This window comes from Mycobacterium sp. EPa45 (genome assembly GCF_001021385.1).
Classification (GTDB): domain Bacteria; phylum Actinomycetota; class Actinomycetes; order Mycobacteriales; family Mycobacteriaceae; genus Mycobacterium.
On the sequence record NZ_CP011773.1, the window covers coordinates 1,654,143 to 1,670,491 of the forward strand.

General features: G+C 67.6%; 17 protein-coding genes. 10 read left to right on the top strand and 7 right to left on the bottom strand.

Features of this window, described 5'->3' with window-relative positions:
• The first annotated feature begins 32 nt into the window (after positions 1–32).
• Genes AB431_RS07780 through AB431_RS07795 form a run of 4 tightly spaced genes read left to right on the top strand, consistent with a single transcriptional unit; the run spans position 33 to position 3,832 of the window.
• Positions 33–2,243 (top strand): hypothetical protein, encoded by a 2,211-nt coding sequence (locus AB431_RS07780; RefSeq protein ID WP_144418215.1) that lies wholly within the window; start codon positions 33–35, stop codon positions 2,241–2,243.
• The gene (locus AB431_RS07785) at positions 2,243–2,437 is read left to right on the top strand and encodes a hypothetical protein (protein WP_047329452.1); all 195 of its coding nucleotides are present in this window, start codon (positions 2,243–2,245) and stop codon (positions 2,435–2,437) included. The genes AB431_RS07780 and AB431_RS07785 overlap by 1 nt, the downstream gene beginning before the upstream one ends.
• Before the next feature lie 36 nt (positions 2,438–2,473).
• A complete protein-coding gene (locus AB431_RS07790; RefSeq protein ID WP_082135590.1) occupies positions 2,474–3,286 on the top strand; it encodes a DUF2510 domain-containing protein in 813 nt (270 codons plus the stop codon).
• A 27-nt stretch (positions 3,287–3,313) separates the two neighbouring features.
• Entirely contained in the window at positions 3,314–3,832 is a 519-nt protein-coding gene (locus AB431_RS07795; protein WP_047329454.1) for a PH domain-containing protein, read from the top strand.
• Here the strand turns inward: AB431_RS07795 and AB431_RS07800 are convergent.
• Entirely contained in the window at positions 3,787–4,437 is a 651-nt protein-coding gene (locus tag AB431_RS07800) for a GtrA family protein (protein WP_047329455.1), read from the bottom strand. The two genes, AB431_RS07795 and AB431_RS07800, sit on opposite strands and share 46 nt — an antisense overlap.
• Positions 4,438–4,494: 57 nt before the next feature.
• Here AB431_RS07800 and AB431_RS07805 point away from each other — a divergent pair, with 57 nt between their 5' ends.
• The 3 genes from AB431_RS07805 to AB431_RS07815 are packed head-to-tail and all read left to right on the top strand — an operon-like array spanning position 4,495 to position 7,401.
• A complete protein-coding gene (locus AB431_RS07805; RefSeq protein WP_082135591.1) occupies positions 4,495–5,703 on the top strand; it encodes a 5-(carboxyamino)imidazole ribonucleotide synthase in 1,209 nt (402 codons plus the stop codon).
• A complete protein-coding gene (purE, locus tag AB431_RS07810; RefSeq protein ID WP_047329457.1) occupies positions 5,696–6,202 on the top strand; it encodes a 5-(carboxyamino)imidazole ribonucleotide mutase in 507 nt (168 codons plus the stop codon). Before AB431_RS07805 ends, purE begins: the two co-directional genes overlap by 8 nt.
• A 41-nt stretch (positions 6,203–6,243) precedes the next feature.
• Positions 6,244–7,401 carry an acyl-CoA dehydrogenase gene (locus AB431_RS07815; RefSeq protein ID WP_047329458.1) on the top strand — a complete coding sequence of 386 codons (1,158 nt, stop codon included), beginning with the start codon at positions 6,244–6,246 and terminating at the stop codon, positions 7,399–7,401.
• 1 nt (position 7,402) lies between these two features.
• Here the strand turns inward: AB431_RS07815 and AB431_RS07820 are convergent, their stop codons facing one another.
• The 3 genes from AB431_RS07820 to AB431_RS07830 are packed head-to-tail and all read right to left on the bottom strand — an operon-like array spanning position 7,403 to position 10,416.
• Positions 7,403–8,188, bottom strand: a complete 786-nt coding sequence (locus AB431_RS07820) for a biotin--[acetyl-CoA-carboxylase] ligase (RefSeq protein WP_047329459.1) — start codon at positions 8,186–8,188, stop codon at positions 7,403–7,405.
• Between the two features lie 24 nt (positions 8,189–8,212).
• On the bottom strand, positions 8,213–8,920 hold the full coding sequence (locus tag AB431_RS07825) for a TIGR03089 family protein (protein ID WP_047329460.1): 708 nt from the start codon (positions 8,918–8,920) through the stop codon (positions 8,213–8,215).
• On the bottom strand, positions 8,920–10,416 hold the full coding sequence (locus AB431_RS07830; protein WP_047329461.1) for an LCP family protein: 1,497 nt from the start codon (positions 10,414–10,416) through the stop codon (positions 8,920–8,922). Before AB431_RS07830 ends, AB431_RS07825 begins: the two co-directional genes overlap by 1 nt.
• Before the next feature lie 67 nt (positions 10,417–10,483).
• Between AB431_RS07830 and rfbD the strand changes: the two genes are divergently transcribed.
• The 3 genes from rfbD to AB431_RS07845 are packed head-to-tail and all read left to right on the top strand — an operon-like array spanning position 10,484 to position 13,328.
• Positions 10,484–11,362, top strand: a complete 879-nt coding sequence (rfbD, locus tag AB431_RS07835; RefSeq protein WP_047329462.1) for a dTDP-4-dehydrorhamnose reductase — start codon at positions 10,484–10,486, stop codon at positions 11,360–11,362.
• A complete protein-coding gene (locus AB431_RS07840) occupies positions 11,359–12,246 on the top strand; it encodes a glycosyltransferase family 2 protein (RefSeq protein WP_235435851.1) in 888 nt (295 codons plus the stop codon). The genes rfbD and AB431_RS07840 overlap by 4 nt, the downstream gene beginning before the upstream one ends.
• A 5-nt stretch (positions 12,247–12,251) precedes the next feature.
• Complete coding sequence (locus AB431_RS07845) at positions 12,252–13,328, top strand: sugar phosphate nucleotidyltransferase (RefSeq protein ID WP_047333192.1); 1,077 nt, start codon at positions 12,252–12,254, stop codon at positions 13,326–13,328.
• Here the strand turns inward: AB431_RS07845 and AB431_RS07850 are convergent.
• From AB431_RS07850 to cofD, 3 genes are read right to left on the bottom strand one after another with little or no spacing between them, the layout of a single operon-like run.
• Positions 13,325–13,864, bottom strand: a complete 540-nt coding sequence (locus tag AB431_RS07850; protein ID WP_047333193.1) for an NUDIX hydrolase — start codon at positions 13,862–13,864, stop codon at positions 13,325–13,327. The two genes, AB431_RS07845 and AB431_RS07850, sit on opposite strands and share 4 nt — an antisense overlap.
• A gap of 5 nt (positions 13,865–13,869) precedes the next feature.
• Positions 13,870–15,243 carry a coenzyme F420-0:L-glutamate ligase gene (locus AB431_RS07855; RefSeq protein ID WP_047329463.1) on the bottom strand — a complete coding sequence of 458 codons (1,374 nt, stop codon included), beginning with the start codon at positions 15,241–15,243 and terminating at the stop codon, positions 13,870–13,872.
• Positions 15,240–16,241 carry a 2-phospho-L-lactate transferase gene (gene cofD, locus AB431_RS07860; protein WP_047333194.1) on the bottom strand — a complete coding sequence of 334 codons (1,002 nt, stop codon included), beginning with the start codon at positions 16,239–16,241 and terminating at the stop codon, positions 15,240–15,242. Before cofD ends, AB431_RS07855 begins: the two co-directional genes overlap by 4 nt.
• Positions 16,242–16,349: the final 108 nt, after the last annotated feature.

Below are 16,349 nucleotides of genomic sequence, written 5' to 3' on the forward strand. Positions count from 1 at the left end.
CGTGCGACGTCAGCTAACGGTAGGCTGGGTCGGTGCTGCAAAGCGTCGTGAGCTCCCCGGCACCGCCGGCTCGCCGGACGCCACTGCCGCCCTGGTTCCCTCTGGCCGTCGTCGCCTCGGCCGCCCTGATCACCGCCTCACTGATCGTCACCGTGCTCGCCCGGGTGGGCGTGGCCGATGTGCTGCCGCCGTCGCTGCGCGCCGTCGTGGGAGTTCTGGCGGTGTTCACCGTCCCCGGGCTCCCGGTCGCTGCGCTGCTGCGATTGCCGAACGGGTTGTTCACCGCCGTTGCGGTGTCGGTGTCACTCTCGGTCAACATCCTTGTCGCTCAATTCAATTACGCGGGTGACTTTCATCGGCCGTACGCCGCCCAATACGTGGTGTTGATGCTGGGGGTGGTGGCCACTGCGGTGCTGGCGAGCCAGTGGTATCGCTGCCCGGAGCCGACGCCCGCGGCGGGCGTACTGCGCTGGGCGCGAAGCGGATTGGCGCCGACCGGAGACCGGCGAGTCAGCGCGATCCTGCTGCTGACCGCGGTGGTGTTGTTCTCCACCGCTGTTTATCGGCTCGATGTGCAAGCGGCGGGCGCCCTGGGACTGGTCGGCATCCTCGGTGTCGACTACTGGGCCGGGCTGGTGCTGCTGTGCGTCGTCTTCGTGATCGAATACCGCCGCGCCGCACTCGACCGGCTCACGATCGCCGTCGCCAACGTCGTACTCACCGCGTACATCACCATGCCGGTCGCGTGGTCGTTGGGCACTGCGCCGTTCGTGACCGGCTACGTACACCGCATGATCACCAACTGGCTGATCACCGCCGGTACCCTGCCGCCGCCGGTCGATGCCCGCATCAGCTGGGCGGGTTTCTTCTCGGCGGCGGCCAATCTGATCACCACCACCGGCCTGTACGACAGCGTGATCCTCGTGGTCAGCGCCTCACTGGTTTTCTGCGTCCTGCTGATGTTCCCGGTGTATTCGATCGGCCTGTCGATTACCGGGAGCCGGCGGGTTGCCTGGCTCGGCGTCACGATGCTCACCCTGTTCAACTGGTACCAGCAGGACTATTTCGCCCCGCAGGCCGTCGCGATGCAGTTCTACGCCACGATCCTGGCCGTAATGCTGTGGCAGTTGCGCACATCGAACGTGCCGGTCCTCGCGGGTGGTCTGCGCAAGCGCTTGACGACGGCATGGCGGCGGCTGCCGGGATGGGCGGCCGGCCGCGATGCGCGGTGGACGCTGGCGGTCGAGGCGACGTTGGTGGTCATCCTGGCTGCGATGGTGGTGGAGCATCAGTTGACACCACTGTCGGCGATCGGCGCGCTGGTGGTCTTCGCGGTCGCCGGCCTGACGCGCTACAAGCTGTTGTGGCTGGCGGCCTTCGTGATGTTCATCTTCTGGTTTCGCTATGGTGCGACCGCATACTGGACGGGCCACCTCGGCCAGGTGATCGCCGACATTGGTGGCGTTGATCAGAATCTGAATTCCAGTGTCTCGCAGAAGATCACGGGCGATCCCACCTATCGTCGCATGCAGTTGCTCAGGCTCGTCTCCGCGGTGGTGGTCATGGCGATGGCCGGCCTCGGATGGCTGCGGCTGCGCCGAATGCCGCGCAGCCGGCCGTGGCTCATGGCGGCGCTGGCTCTGGGGCCGTTCGGTCTGGTGTTGCTCCAGAGCTATGGCGGCGAAGTGGCGATCCGCGCCTTTCTCTATGGGTCACCGATCCTTTCGCCGCTGGCCGCATTGAGCATCGTGACGTTGCTGCGTCCGCGCAGCGGCCGCGTCGTAGCGCGGCGGGTGACCGCGGCGGCGGCGGGCTTCGTACTGTTCGCCACCGCCCTGCTGGTGACCGCGAACCGTGGACTCAACATCTCATTCGAGCGAACGACACCGCACGAGTTGGCAATCGGTACCGAACTGGTCGACAAGATCGGCGACGCCGGGCTCGGGTATTGGGGACAGGGTGCCCTCTACGGGGTGCCGCGAAAGTTCGAACTGAAGACCTCGTGCTTCGAGACCGCCGAGCACCTGGCCGACTGTACGGCCCAGCCCGAAGTCCAATACTTCTCGAACACCCAGCAGGACGAGAACTTCGTCCGCTACAGCGCCGGGGTCAGCCGCGAGATCACGCATCGCGCGCTGGAGCTGCTGCAGACCGAGAAGGGTTATCAGAAGATCTACGACTCCGGCGGCGTGCTGGTGCTCAAGCGGCCCGAGGTCCGGGACGTCCGATTGGGAGGCAACTGATGATCGAACTCGCATTGTTCGCCGCGGCGGGGTTGCTGTACGCGCTGGCCGGTTATCGGCGCGAGCGGGCGGTGCCAGGGGACGGGACGCGTCGAATCGACCGGACCACCGCGATCGTCATGATCGAGGCGGGGTGCATGGCGGTGGCTGCCGTCGTGGCCGCGATGCTCTACATGGTGACCGTGGTCTCGTGAGCCGCCGGGCGGCTGCGATAGCGTGATGCCGGGATCATGGAGGATCAACTGGACGTGGCGGCGCAGGGGCGGTCTAACAGGACGGCGGTGACCTGCGCCAATGGCCATGAGAACCCGGCGGGGCAGTATTTCTGCGGCGAGTGCGGAGACTTGCTGGAGCCGGGCTTGCTCATCTGCCTGTCCGGTCACGCCAATCCCGCCGACCGGCGCTTCTGCGGCGACTGCGGTGCACCTCTGGTCGCACCGCAGGGCGTCGAGCCGGCGACCTCGACCGCACGTTGGTCGGTCGATCCCACCGGCCGGCATCAATGCCGTTATTGGGACGGCGTGCGGTGGACGCGGCATGTGGCCGACGGCGGAACCCTCGGCGTCGACCGCGCCCGGCCGTCGGGCGGGCGGGCGGATTCCTGGATCGCGCTGGTCGCCGGGCTGATCACCGTTGCCCTGCTGGCCGGTGCGGGCGCCGATATCTGGGTTCAGCTGTCCCGCGCGAAGGACAACGCGAGGGAGAAACAGGCAGCGGCTCAGAGCACGACCGCGACGACCACCTCCGCTGAAGCGTCGTCGACGAGCACCGAAGCCCCGCCGGCCGAGCCGCCCGCCGCGCCGTCGCCCGTTGTCATCGCGACCGCGTGCCAGCCCGGCGGCCTGACCGGCGTCGCGGCCGACGGTTCCCCCACCTACTGTGAGCGACTCGCCGACACCGACACCTACCTCTGGTCGCTGTCGCCTGGCGACATCCCCATGCCCGACGTGGCGCAGGGCGGCGACCCGGCGGTCGGAGTGTGTATGGCCCAGACCGGCCGCACCGAAGCCGACTGCGTCGAATATCTCCAACGCGCTCGGTGATCGGGGCAACTAGGTAATCTTCCGCGCGTGGGCTATCCCGAGAACGTGCTGGCCGCGGGCGAACAGGTCGTGCTGCACCGCCACCCGCATTGGAAACGACTGGTCGGTCCGATCCTCGTGCTGCTGATCGCCACGATCCTGGCCGCATTCGTGGCCGCGCTCGTGAACAACACCAGCTGGGACCCCACCGCGAAGAAGGTGCTCTTCGGCGTCATCGCGGCAATCTGGTTGATCCTGGTCGGCTGGCTTACGTTGTGGAAGTTCTTGAATTGGCTCACAACGCATTTCGTGATCACTGACCGCCGAGTCATGTTCCGTCACGGGCTGCTGACCCGGTCGGGTATCGATATCCCGCTGGCGCGCATCAACAGTGTGGAGTTCCGGCACGGGCTGTTCGATCGCATGTTGCGTACCGGCACGCTGATCATCGAGTCGGCGAGCCAAGACCCGCTTGAGTTCCACGACATTCCCCGCGTGGAGCGGGTGCACTCACTGCTGTATCACGAAGTCTTCGACACCCTGGGCTCCGAAGAGTCGCCCAGCTGACGCGGAGTCCGGCGGCGCCGCAGTGGGGTGACGGTGCCATTGGCCTCGTACTCGTCCTCCAGGGCCTCGGCGAAGCCGCCGCCGGTGAGCGTGGACTCCAGCCCCTTGTCGTGGCTGGGCCCGAACTCGTCGGGGAAGACCCAACGGCGGAAGGCCCAGAACCGGAACGCCATCTGCAGCAAGTTGCCCAGGACATAGGCGGACACGAAGTCGGCGATGTTCTCGATCGTCAGCGAGACGTGTGGGACACGCAGTTCCAGCACGTAGCTCGAGAACCACAGCGGGGCCATGCTCAGCAGCACGCCGACACCGCTGACCCCAAAGAACAGCAGAGCCTCGTGGTGACGTTCACGGCCACCGCGGTTACGGAAGCTCCATTCCCGGTTCAGCACGTAGGAGGCGATGACCGCGACGATGCCCGCGATCACTTTGGCGGTGACCGGCTTGGGCTCGAGGATCGTCAGCTTCAGGGTGTAGAAGATCGCGGAGTCGATGACGAACGTCGTTGCACCGACGATCGCGAACTTGATGAGCTCGTGATGCCGCTCGGCGAAGGGCTGGATCGGTCGGGGGAGCCGAGCGATGGTGGCATCAGCGAAAGACACAAGGAGCAAGTCTACGGAAGTCACCGCAGGTGTGCGTACTCCCGCAGGTCTGACACCATGATGGCCGTGTCGAACAGACCCAGACCTCCTATCGTCGCCATGGTCGGCGGCGGGCAACTGGCCCGAATGACCCACCAGGCCGCGATCGCCCTCGGCCAGAGCCTGCGGGTGCTGGCCGTCAGCCCCGACGACCCGGCCGCTGCGGTGACTCCCGATGTCGTCATCGGCGCACACACCGACCTCGATGCGCTGCGACGCGCGGCCGCGGGAGCAGCCGTGTTGACCTTCGACCACGAGCATGTGCCGACCGAGCTGCTCGACACTCTGGTCGCCGAGGGGGTCACGGTCGCACCACCTCCCGAAGCCTTGGTGCACGCACAGGACAAGCTGGTGATGCGACGCAAGCTGGAGAACCTCGGCGCGCCCATCCCTCGGTACACGGCGGTGTCGACCGTCGACGACGTCGACGCATTCTCGACTGCGGTCGGCGGTCCGGTGGTGATCAAGACCGTGCGCGGCGGGTACGACGGCCGCGGCGTCGTGCTCGCCCGTGATCTTGCCCACGCTCGAGATGTGGTCGCCGGGTACCTCGCCGACGACGTGCCGGTGCTGCTCGAGGAACGCGTGGCGATGCGGCGCGAATTGTCGGCGCTGGTGGCTCGCTCACCGTTCGGACAGGGCGCGGCGTGGCCGATCGTGGAGACGGTGCAGCGCGACGGCATCTGCGTCACCGTCGTCGCACCCGCGACCGGGCTGTCGGAGGACCGGGCCGCCGAAGCCGAGCAGTTGGGGCTGCGACTGGCCGGCGAGCTCGGCGTGGTCGGGGTGTTGGCGGTCGAGCTGTTCGAAACCACCGAGGGCGCGCTGCTGGTCAACGAACTGGCGATGCGGCCGCACAACTCCGGGCACTGGACCATGGACGGCGCGGTGACCAGCCAGTTCGAACAGCACGTCCGCGCGGTCCTGGACTATCCGCTGGGTGACACCCGGCCGATCGCGCCGGTGACCGTGATGGCCAACGTGCTGGGCGCCGCCGAGGCACCCGCCATGACCGTCGACGAGCGGCTGCACCACCTGTTCGGCCGCATTCCGGAGGCGAAGGTGCACCTGTACGGCAAGGCCGAACGGCCGGGCCGCAAGGTGGGGCACGTCAACATCGTCGGCGCGGTGGATTGTGACGTGGATCGGGTACGTGAACGCGCCGAACGGGCGGCACACTGGTTATCGCACGCGCAGTGGACTGACGGATGGGACGGGCATGCCTAACGCTCCTCGGGTCGGACTGATCATGGGCTCCGACAGCGACTGGCCCGTCATGGAAGCGGCCGCCGAGGCGCTGGCCGAGTTCGAGGTGCCGTTCGAGGTCGGCGTGGTGTCGGCGCACCGCACGCCTGCTCGGATGCTGGAGTACGCGCGAGACGCGGCTGGGCGCGACATTCGGGTGATCATCGCCGGCGCGGGCGGGGCGGCTCACCTGCCCGGGATGGTGGCTTCGGCCACGCCGTTGCCGGTGATCGGGGTGCCGGTGCCGCTGGCCAAGCTCGACGGGTTGGATTCGCTGCTGTCGATCGTGCAGATGCCGGCGGGAGTGCCGGTGGCCACCGTGTCGATCGGCGGTGCCCGCAACGCCGGGCTGCTGGCCGTGCGAATCCTGGGCGCCTCGGACGTGGCGCTCCGCAAGCGGATGCAGAGCTTTCAGGATGATCTGGAAGCCCAGGTGCTGGCCAAGGACCGCGCGTTGCGCGAGCGATTACTCGGTGAGTGACGATCCGGGTAAAGTTACCGGTGAGTAGCAAGGAGGCTGTGATGGCTGGAAACCCGGATTTCGACGTATTCAAGTTGCCCGAGGAGCACGACGAGCTGCGGGCAGCGATCCGCGCACTGGCGGAGAAAGAGATCGCTCCCCACGCCGCGGACGTCGACGAGAACTCGCGCTTTCCCTCCGAGGCCCTGGACGCGCTGAACGCTTCGGGGTTCAACGCCGTCCACGTGCCGGAGGAGTACGGCGGGCAGGGCGCGGACTCGGTGGCGGCGTGCATCGTCATCGAGGAGGTTGCGCGGGTCGACGCGTCGGCGTCGCTGATTCCCGCCGTGAACAAGCTCGGCACGATGGGCTTGATCCTGCGGGGGTCGGACGAACTGAAGAAGCAGGTGCTGCCGCAGATCGCCGAGGGCGCGATGGCCTCCTACGGGCTGAGCGAACGCGAGGCCGGCAGCGATGCGGCGTCGATGAAGACCCGCGCCAAGGCCGACGGCGACGACTGGATCCTCAATGGCGCGAAAGCCTGGATCACCAACGGCGGCAAGTCATCCTGGTACACCGTGATGGCCGTGACCGATCCGGACAAGGGTGCGAACGGCATCTCGTCGTTCATGGTCCACCTCGACGACGAGGGTTTCACGATCGGCCCCAAGGAGCGCAAGCTCGGCATCAAGGGTTCGCCGACCACCGAGTTGTACTTCGAGAACTGCCGCATTCCCGGTGACCGGATGATCGGTGAGCCCGGTACCGGTTTCAAGACCGCGCTGGCCACCCTCGACCACACCCGCCCGACCATCGGCGCACAGGCTGTCGGTATCGCACAGGGCGCGCTGGACGCGGCAATCGCATACACCAAGGACCGCAAGCAGTTCGGCACCTCGATCTCGGAATTCCAGGGTGTGCAATTCATGCTCGCCGACATGGCGATGAAGGTCGAGGCGGCCCGGTTGATGGTGTACTCCGCGGCAGCCCGCGCCGAACGCGGTGAGCCCAACCTCGGGTTCATCTCGGCGGCCTCGAAGTGCTTCGCCTCCGATGTCGCCATGGAAGTGACCACCGATGCCGTGCAGCTGTTCGGCGGTGCCGGTTACACCGTGGACTTCCCGGTGGAGCGAATGATGCGTGACGCCAAGATCACTCAGATCTATGAGGGCACCAACCAGATTCAGCGGGTTGTGATGTCGCGAGCGTTGCTGCGCTGATCTAGTCGGCGGGGCGCAGGTGGGTGATGTCGCCTGCCGACACCGTCACGACCTCGGCGCCGGTGTCGATGCGAAGCCGGCCGAGGTCGTCGACATCGACTGCGGTACCGGTGATTTCGTGCCCTCCGGGCATCAGCGCCCGTACCCGGTTGCCGAGGGTGGCGCTTCGTCGTCGGTAGTCTTCGATGAGCGTCGGGTCGGGTCCCGCTGCGTCCTGCCACTTTTGGATGCGGGCGGTCAATTCACGCAGGATCGCTGCGGTCACGACGTCGCGGTCCAGCTGTGAGGCGCCGAGCATTTGCAGTGAGGTGGCCCTCGGGTCCGGAGCCTCCTCGGCGGTGAGGGTGACGTTGAGCCCCAGGCCGACCACGATGACCGGATCGGGCGCGGCCACTTCGGCCAGGATGCCGGCGAGCTTGCCGGTGCCCACGAGCACGTCGTTGGGCCACTTCACGCCCGCCTCGATTCCGGTCGTGGCCTTGACGGCGTCGACCAGCGCGACGCCGGTGAGCAGCGGCAGCCACCCCCAGCCCTCCGGCGGGACGGCGTCGGCGCCGACGCCGATCGACAGGGCGATCTGGGAGCGTGCCGGCGCCGACCAGCTGCGGCCATTGCGGCCGCGGCCGGCGCTCTGGTGTTCGGCGAGCAGCACGGCGCCGCGGATGTCCTCGCCCGCCCCGTGGCGGGCCAGCAGGTCGGCGTTTGTCGACCCGGTCGTCTCGACGACGTCGATGCGTTGCAACGGAAGTTCGGCCAGCGACGCGACGTTCAAGGGGGCACGGTTCACCCCAGCGAGCCTAGTGGCCCCTGCTCACAGGTCGCGGGACACCTTTTCGGTCACCCGCCGCCGCTCCAGCGCCGCGGGATCGGGATTGACCACCTGAACCAGTGAGGCGCCCGCGACGAAAACCGCGAGCAGGTTGGCGACGGCGTCGTCCGCGGTGGACCACGGCAATGACGACATCACCCGGTCGCCGGCCGCCAGGCCCGATGCGGCAGCGCAGTTCGCAGCGGCGGCAAGCACGTCATCGACCGAGCGGCCCTCCAGCGCCGCACCCGGTCGCAACTCGGCGCTGTACTGGTCACCGTGCACTCGCACCGCGGTCGCGTAATCGGTGACGCCGATCGGCAGATCGGGTGCCGGCTTCCCGAACGGATCGAGCGACAGGACGGCGACCTCACCGCCGGCCACCGCCTCGTCGGCCTCGTCCAGTCGCTCCGATGTGCACAACGCCAGATCCGCCGCCCCCGACAACACGACTTCGGCGCCGATCCACCACGCGCCCAGCAGAACTGCCGCCGTCTGCCAGTGCGCAGGCAAGAGCACCGCGACCCGAGTGCCCGGCCCGGCGCCGAGCTCGTCGCGTAGCAGGTTGGCGGTCTTGGCCGCCCAATTGGCCAGTGTCACTGTCGACAGCTCGATACGCTCGCCGGTCGCGTCGTCGTAGTACGTGATCCGCGGACCCATGGGGTCGGCCTTCAGCAGCGGATCTAGCACCGCCGCAGTCAGATTGGTCATCAGTTGACGCACTTGGGGTCGTCGGACCCCGCGGTGATGATCGGCGACGGCGGGGGAGCCGTCCCGTCGCCGGCCTGACCGGCGGCCTGGTCGACTTTCGCCGATGTCGGCAGCGACCCTTCCAGGCCTGAACCCGGGCCGGTGTAGTCACTGGCCAGCACCACGCGCACGCTCCCGGCGGGTATCGATGCGTCGGCCACCACCGGCAATCCGCCGAGTTCCTTGGCGACGGCCTGCGCGCCGAGGTCGTCCGCCTTTGCGGCCTGCACCTGGCTGCGGACAACGTGGTCTTTGTCGTTGTTGCCTATGTTGCCTGCCCCGAAGCCCTTGGCGCTCAGCACTTCTGACACAGCGCCGGCAAGCCCGTTGATGTCAGTGTCGTTGACCACGTCGGCCTTGGTCTGCTCGGGGGAGTAGGCGATCTGCTCGGTCTTGCCCTCGGCCTGATCGTGCAGCAGGCTGTCCACCCACTCCTGCACCTGGCTGGGGTCGACCCGAACCACCGACTGCATGCCGTCGTCACTCCAGCCGGCCTCGTCGAGAACAGGGATCGTCGCGAACGCCACGTTGCCGCCTGCGAGGTTCTCCAGCTGCTTGATGAAATCCATGATGTCCCAGCCCGACGAGAGGACCACGGAACGCTGGATGGCGTCCTGCAGCCTGTTCAAGGTCGACGGGCTGGTCAGTGTCTTACCCGAAATCACCTGATGCGCCAGGGAAGCCATCACCACCTGTTGGCGCACCACCCGGTCCAGGTCGCCGCGGGGGAGGTCATGGCGCTGCCGGACGAAACTCAAGGCCTGCGGGCCATTGAGCTTCTGCCAGCCGGCCGGGAAGTCGGCACCGGAAAGTGGTTCGTAGACAGCGTCTTTGAGGCACACATTGACACCACCGAGCGCGTCGGTGATCAGCGAGAAACCGAGCAGTCCGATCTCGGCATAGTGGTCGACCGTCACGCCGGTCAGGTCGGCGACGGTCTTGATCAGTGCCTCACGGCCGGCCTCGACCGCCTTGGGTTCGGCCTCGGCCGGATCCATGCCCTGCTGCTCGACGAGTTGCTTCATCTTCTGCAGCTTCACCTGGCCGTAGACGCCGTTGATTTTCGTCTTGTCCAGCCCGGGCGCCTTGACGTAGGAGTCCCGGGGGATCGAGATCGCCGTCGCCGACTTCCCGTTGTTGGGGATGCGGACCAAGATGATCGTGTCGGTGTTCGTCGACACATCATCACCGGCATGCAGGGCAGCGAGTTCATCTTCGGACAGCGGGTTGCCGTGCGCATCGGTGCGGCTGTCCATCCCGACCAGCAGGATGTCGATCGCGCCGTCCTGGCCGCCGCCGCCGAGCGCGGCCGTGCTCATGTGGAAGATGCCGTCCTCGAAGGACCGGATCTTGCCCCAGGCGACACCGGTGCTGACCATCACGGTCACAGCAATCAACGCGAGCACGGTTCGGACCACCCGCTGGGCGCCCGTCCGTGCTTCGGTGTCAGCAGGCATCAGCCCAGGCTACTGGCGAGACGGGCGCATCCCTGGTAGCCCAAACCGGCGTGCCAGACTCGTAATCGTGTTGGGGAAGATCGTGATTACCGGTGCCAGCGGCCAGGTGGGACGTTTTCTTGCAGGTGAGGCGGCCAGGCGGGGCCTCGACGTCAGCGCTTTGACGCATGCGCAATGCGACATCACCGATCCCGGCGCGGCCCAGCGGTTCGTCGCGGAATCGGATCTGGTGGTCAACTGCGCGGCGATCGCAGGAGTCGACGTCGCCGAGGCCGACCCCGATACCGCCTACGCCGTCAACGCCACCGGCGCGGAGAACGTCGCACACGCCTGTGCCCGGGTCGGCGCGTCGTTGGTGCACATTTCTACCGACTACGTCTTCGGTGGTGAGCAACGCCGCCCGTATGACGTCGGTGACGCGACCGGGCCGGTGGGCGTCTATGGACGCACCAAGCTCGCCGGTGAAATCGCCGTGCTGGCCGCCATGCCCGACGCACACGTCGTGCGGACCTCGTGGGTTTACACCGGCGACGGCGGCAACGATTTCGTGTCGGGCCTGCGTCGGCTGGCCGGCACCGATCGCACCACCGATGCGGTCGACGACCAGGTCGGTTCACCGACCTACGTCAAAGACCTGGCCGACGCGGTGTTCGAGATCGGCGAGGGCCGCATACGGGAGCCGATCCTGCATGTCGCCAATGAAGGCGCCTGCACCCGCTTCCAGCTGGCGCAGGCAGTGTTCGAGGAGCTCGGCGCCGACCCGAGGCGGGTTCGGCCGGTGAGCACCGCGCAGGCCGGCCGGCCGGCGCCGCGTCCGGCCTATTCGGCGCTGTCGATGGCGATGTCGGTGCGGGCCGGGCTCAAGCCGCCGCGGCCGTGGCGTGAGGCTTTGGCCGAGGCGCTGGCCCAACCCATTACCGACCGACAGTTACCCTCTACGCCGTGACGTCGAGCCGACCCCTGACCGTGGTGACGGTGACGTACTCCCCGGGTTCACATCTGGATCGGTTCCTGTCGTCGTTGACGGTGGCCACCGACCGGCCGGTCACGGTGGTGTTGGCCGATAACGGCTCCACCGACGGAACACCGGAGGAGGCGGTGGAGCGCTATCCCGGCACCCGCCTCGTGCGTACGGGCGGCAACCTCGGTTACGGCAGCGCCGCCAACCGCGGTGTGGCGACCGTTCCCGTCGACGACGAGTTCGTGATCGTCGCCAACCCCGACGTGGTGTGGGGTCCGAACAGCATCGACGAACTGCTGGCGGCCGCCGACCGCTGGCCCCGCGCCGCGGCCCTGGGGCCGCTGATCCGCGACCCCGACGGCTCGGTCTACCCGTCGGCACGTCACCTGCCCAGCCTGGTGCGCGGCGGCATGCATGCGGTGGTGGGCTTCGTCTGGAAGACCAACCCGTGGACGAAGGCCTACCGACAGGAATACCTGGAGCCGACGGAGCGGCCGGTGGGCTGGCTGTCGGGATCGTGCCTGCTCATCCGGCGCGCGGCATTCGATCAGGTCGGTGGCTTCGACGAGCGGTACTTCATGTATATGGAAGACGTCGACCTCGGCGAGCGGCTGGGCCGGGCCGGGTGGCTCAACGTCTACGTGCCGTCCGCGGAGATACTGCACGCCAAGGGGCATTCGACCGGCCGCGACCCGGCCAGCAACCTGCGCGCACATCACGAAAGCACCTACATTTATCTTTCCGATCGCCATTTTGGCTGGTGGCGTGCGCCGCTTCGATGGACGATGAAGGGCGCGCTGAAGGTCAGGTCGCGCGCGGCGGTACGCAAGTCCCGCCGCGAGCTGGCGAAAAGTAGGGGGATCCGGTGAGTGAAATTGACCCGTCGAAAGTCGATGCGGTGGTGCTGGTCGGGGGAAAGGGCACCCGCCTGCGGCCGCTGACCGTGTCGGCGGCCAAACCGATGCTGCCGACCGCGGGGCTACCGTTTCTGACTCATCTGCTGTCCCGCATCGCGGCCGCCGGCATCGAACACGTCATCCTCGGCACCTCGTTCAAGGCGGCGACGTTCGAGAACGAGTTCGGCGACGGGTCCAAGCTCGGCCTGCAGATCGAGTACGTCGTCGAGGATCAACCGATGGGCACCGGCGGCGGGATCGCCAACGTGATTCCGAAGCTGCGCAACGACACGGTGATGGTGTTCAACGGTGACGTGCTGTCCGGCATGGACCTGCGCCAGATGTTGTCCAGCCACCACGAGTCGCAGGCAGATCTGACCCTGCATCTGGTGCGCGTCAGCGATCCGCGGGCGTTCGGCTGCGTGCCCACCGACGCCGACGGTCGCGTGGAAGCGTTCCTGGAGAAGACCGAAGATCCGCCGTCGGATCAGATCAACGCAGGCACCTACATCTTCAAGCGCGAGATCCTCGATCAGATCCCGCGCGGACGTGAGGTGTCGGTGGAGCGCGAGGTGTTCCCGGCCCTGCTGGCCGAGGGGGTGAAGGTCTGCGGCTATGTCGACGCCAGTTACTGGCGGGACATGGGCACGCCGGAGGACTTCGTCCGCGGCTCGGCCGATCTGGTTCGTGGACTCGCGCCGTCCCCGGCGCTCGGCGGACGGCGCGGAGAATTCCTGGTGCACGACGGTGCTTCGGTGTCGGCCGGCGCGGTGATGGTCGGCGGGACGGTGGTCGGTCGCGGCGCGGAGATCGGCCCTGGCGTCCGGTTGGACGGCGCGGTCGTCTTCGACGGGGCGCACATCGAGGCGGGTTCGGTCGTGGAGCGTTCGATCATCGGCGCCGGAGCCCGCATCGGACCGCGTGCGTTACTGCGTGACGCCATCATCGGCGACGGCGCGAACATCGGCGCGCGCTGCGAACTCCTGCGCGGTGCGCGGGTGTGGCCGGGAGTTGTCATCCCGGACTGCGGGGTTCGCTACTCGTCCGACATCTAGCTCCGCGAGCGGCCGACGGCCACCAGGTGTTCGACTGCGGCATCGGTGCCGTCGGGCAGCGCGTCGACGGGCCACCACCGCAAGTCCAGTGACTCGTCACTGATCGCGATGTGCGCATCGTCGGGCGCACGGGCGATGAACTGCAGATCCAGATGGCGCGTGGGCACTCCCAGTGAGCAGGTGAGTGCGTGAACGTGGATGGCGCCCAACGACGCGTCGAGGCGCAGGCCCTCGATCCCGGACTCTTCGGTCGCCTCACGCATCGCGGCGGCGACGATGTCGGTGTCGGAGTCCTCGCAGTGCCCACCGAGCTGAACCCAGCGCCCCAATCGTGGATGCAGGGTCAGCAACACTTGGTCGCCGGCATAGTTGAGCACCAACGCGGAAGCGGTGATATGGCCTGGAACGCAGGCCCGCTCGCAGGCGTCGGTGCGGGCAAGCAAGAAGGCCAAGACGGCTTGGCGCAACGCATCCTGGCCGGCGTCGGGCACGTCCCAGTCCGTCAGCAACTCGATCGCCGATTCGCGGACACCCAGGTACGTCACCGCCGCACCAGCAGATCACCGACCGGCGGCGGGTCGCGAGGCGCGGGGGGCTCGACCGGATAGCCGATCGCGACCGCACCCAGCGGCTCCCAATCCGGCGGCAGGTCAAGGGTTTCGCGGACAAGCTCGGCGGCGAAGATGGTCGAGCCGATCCAGCAGCTGCCGACTCCGCGCACGGCCAGCGCGACCAGGAGGGCCTGCACCGCCGCGCCGACCGCGACGGTGAACATCGTGTGTTCGGCCTCGGTGCGAGCCGGGTCGGGATAGTCGTGCGCGCCCTCGGGCACCAGGAACGGGATGACGACCTCGGGCGCGTCATAGAGGATTTGGCCGCGGGCTACGCGACGTTCGACGGCATCGGCCGGCTTGCCGTCACCGCTCAGGTCGGCACGCCAGGCGTCCTTCATCCGGTCCAGTAGTGCGGTGCGACGCATCCGGTCCTGCAACCACACGAACCGCACCGGTCGCGTGTGATGGGGAGCCGGTGCGGTGAGCGCCTCGGCGACCGCCGCCTCGATGAGTGTGGGATCGACCGATTCGGCCGCGAACTGGCGCACCGAGCGGCGCAACAGTTGGGCCTGACGGCGGCCGAGTTCCAGCGACTCGGCGGTGCCCAGCCAGAACAGGTCGTCCTCACCGCCGCGCAGCAGCCGTGCGGCGGTGGAGCCGTCATCGTCGAGCTCGAGGCCGCGGACCACCGCGACCGGTACCGCGGTCAGTTTGCCCTTCACAAGGTCTGCGGCGGCGGCGATTTCATCGGCGACGGCTACCTCGGTGACCAACAGTTCGTTGCCATGCCGGTCGACGGCGCCGGCGTAACCGTAGAGAACCGGCAGTCCGGCCGAACCGATTGCGGCGTCGGTCTGCCCGTTACGCCAGGCGCGGCCCATCGTGTCGGTGACGAGTACCGCGACAGTCACACCCAGCCGCTCGTGCAGTGCCCTGCGCAGTGCGGCAGCGCTTCCGTCGGGATCGACCGGTAGCAGGGCCAATTCGGTAGACCCGACGTTCGAACCGTCGACGCCCGCGGCCGCCTGCACGATGCCGTTGCGGTTCTCGGTGATCAGCGTGCGGCCCTTGCGGGCCAGCACTCGCACCGCCTCCCTGTCGATGAGTCTGCGGCGCAGTGCATCCCGTTCGTCGGGATCTGCGGGTGCGGCGACAATGCGGCCCTCACATTTGGACATCACCTTGCTGGTGACCACGACGATGTCGCCGTCGCGCAACCAGGGGGCGGCTGTGATGAGGGCGGCGGCAAGATCGTCGCCGGGGCGGAACTCCGGAAGTCCGGGCACCGGCAGGATTTCGACGGGAGCCGCGGAACCGTGGTCGCCGCCGGGCGGCGCCGTTGGACTCGAGCCGACTGTCACGGCATCACACCCGTGAGTGCCAGCCCGGCACGAACCATCTCGGCGGTGGCCGTCGGGTCGGACATCAGCAGGGGTACCGATTTGACGGTGATTCCCGGGATTTCGGCGTGGTCGCCCTCGGAGACCATCCAGTAGTCCAGGATCCCGGTCGCCGACCGTGCGCCGTAGTGATGGGCGACGGCCTGTGAGGAGGTTTCCACCCCGATCACCGACAGGCATTCGTCGGCCATGCCGCGCAACGGCTTTCCGCCGATGATGGGGGAGTAGCCGATGACCGGGGCTGGTGTGGAGCGCAGCGCCGCGCGCACGCCGGGGATCGCCAGGATTGCACCGATGCTCACCACCGGGTTCGACGGCGCCAAGATCACGACGTCGGCGTCGGTGATCGCGTCCACGACACCGGGTCCGGCAGTGGCGTTTTCGGAGCCCACGAACGCGAAGCTGTGAGTGGTCACCTGGGCGCGATAACGCACCCACCACTCCTGGAAGTGAATGGCCTTGCGGTCGCCGGTGTCCGGATCGTCGATCACCACATGGGTTTCGCACCGGTCGTCGCTCGCGGGGAGCAGGGTGGCGCCGGGAGTCCAGCGGTGGCACAGCGCCTCGGTCACCTGGGACAGCGGATATCCGGCGCGCAGCATTTGGCTTCGCACCAGATGCGTGGCCAGATCCCGGTCGCCCAACCCGAACCAATCCGGTTGCACGCCGTAGGCCGCCAATTCCTCTTTGGCATGCCACGTCTCGTTGCGATGTCCCCAGCCACGCTCGGGGTCGATACCTCCACCTAAGGTGTACATGCAGGTGTCAAGGTCGGGACAGATGCGCACGCCGTGCATCCACGCGTCGTCGCCGATGTTGACCACGGCGGTCAGCACGTGATCAAGATCGCCTGTGGCTCCGGAAATTTGGCGGGCGAACTGGCCCAGTCCGAGCAGTCGCTGCACTCCCAGCAGGAAGCGGGCGCCCCCGACGCCGCCGACCAGAACGGTGATCTTCACACCGACCGACACTAGGCGGTCGGCCCTCTCGGCGACGCACGCGGTCACGATCGGGTCACTCTCAAGACACGCCGGGGCATCGACTCGCCGGATTTTCCAAGGAAAATG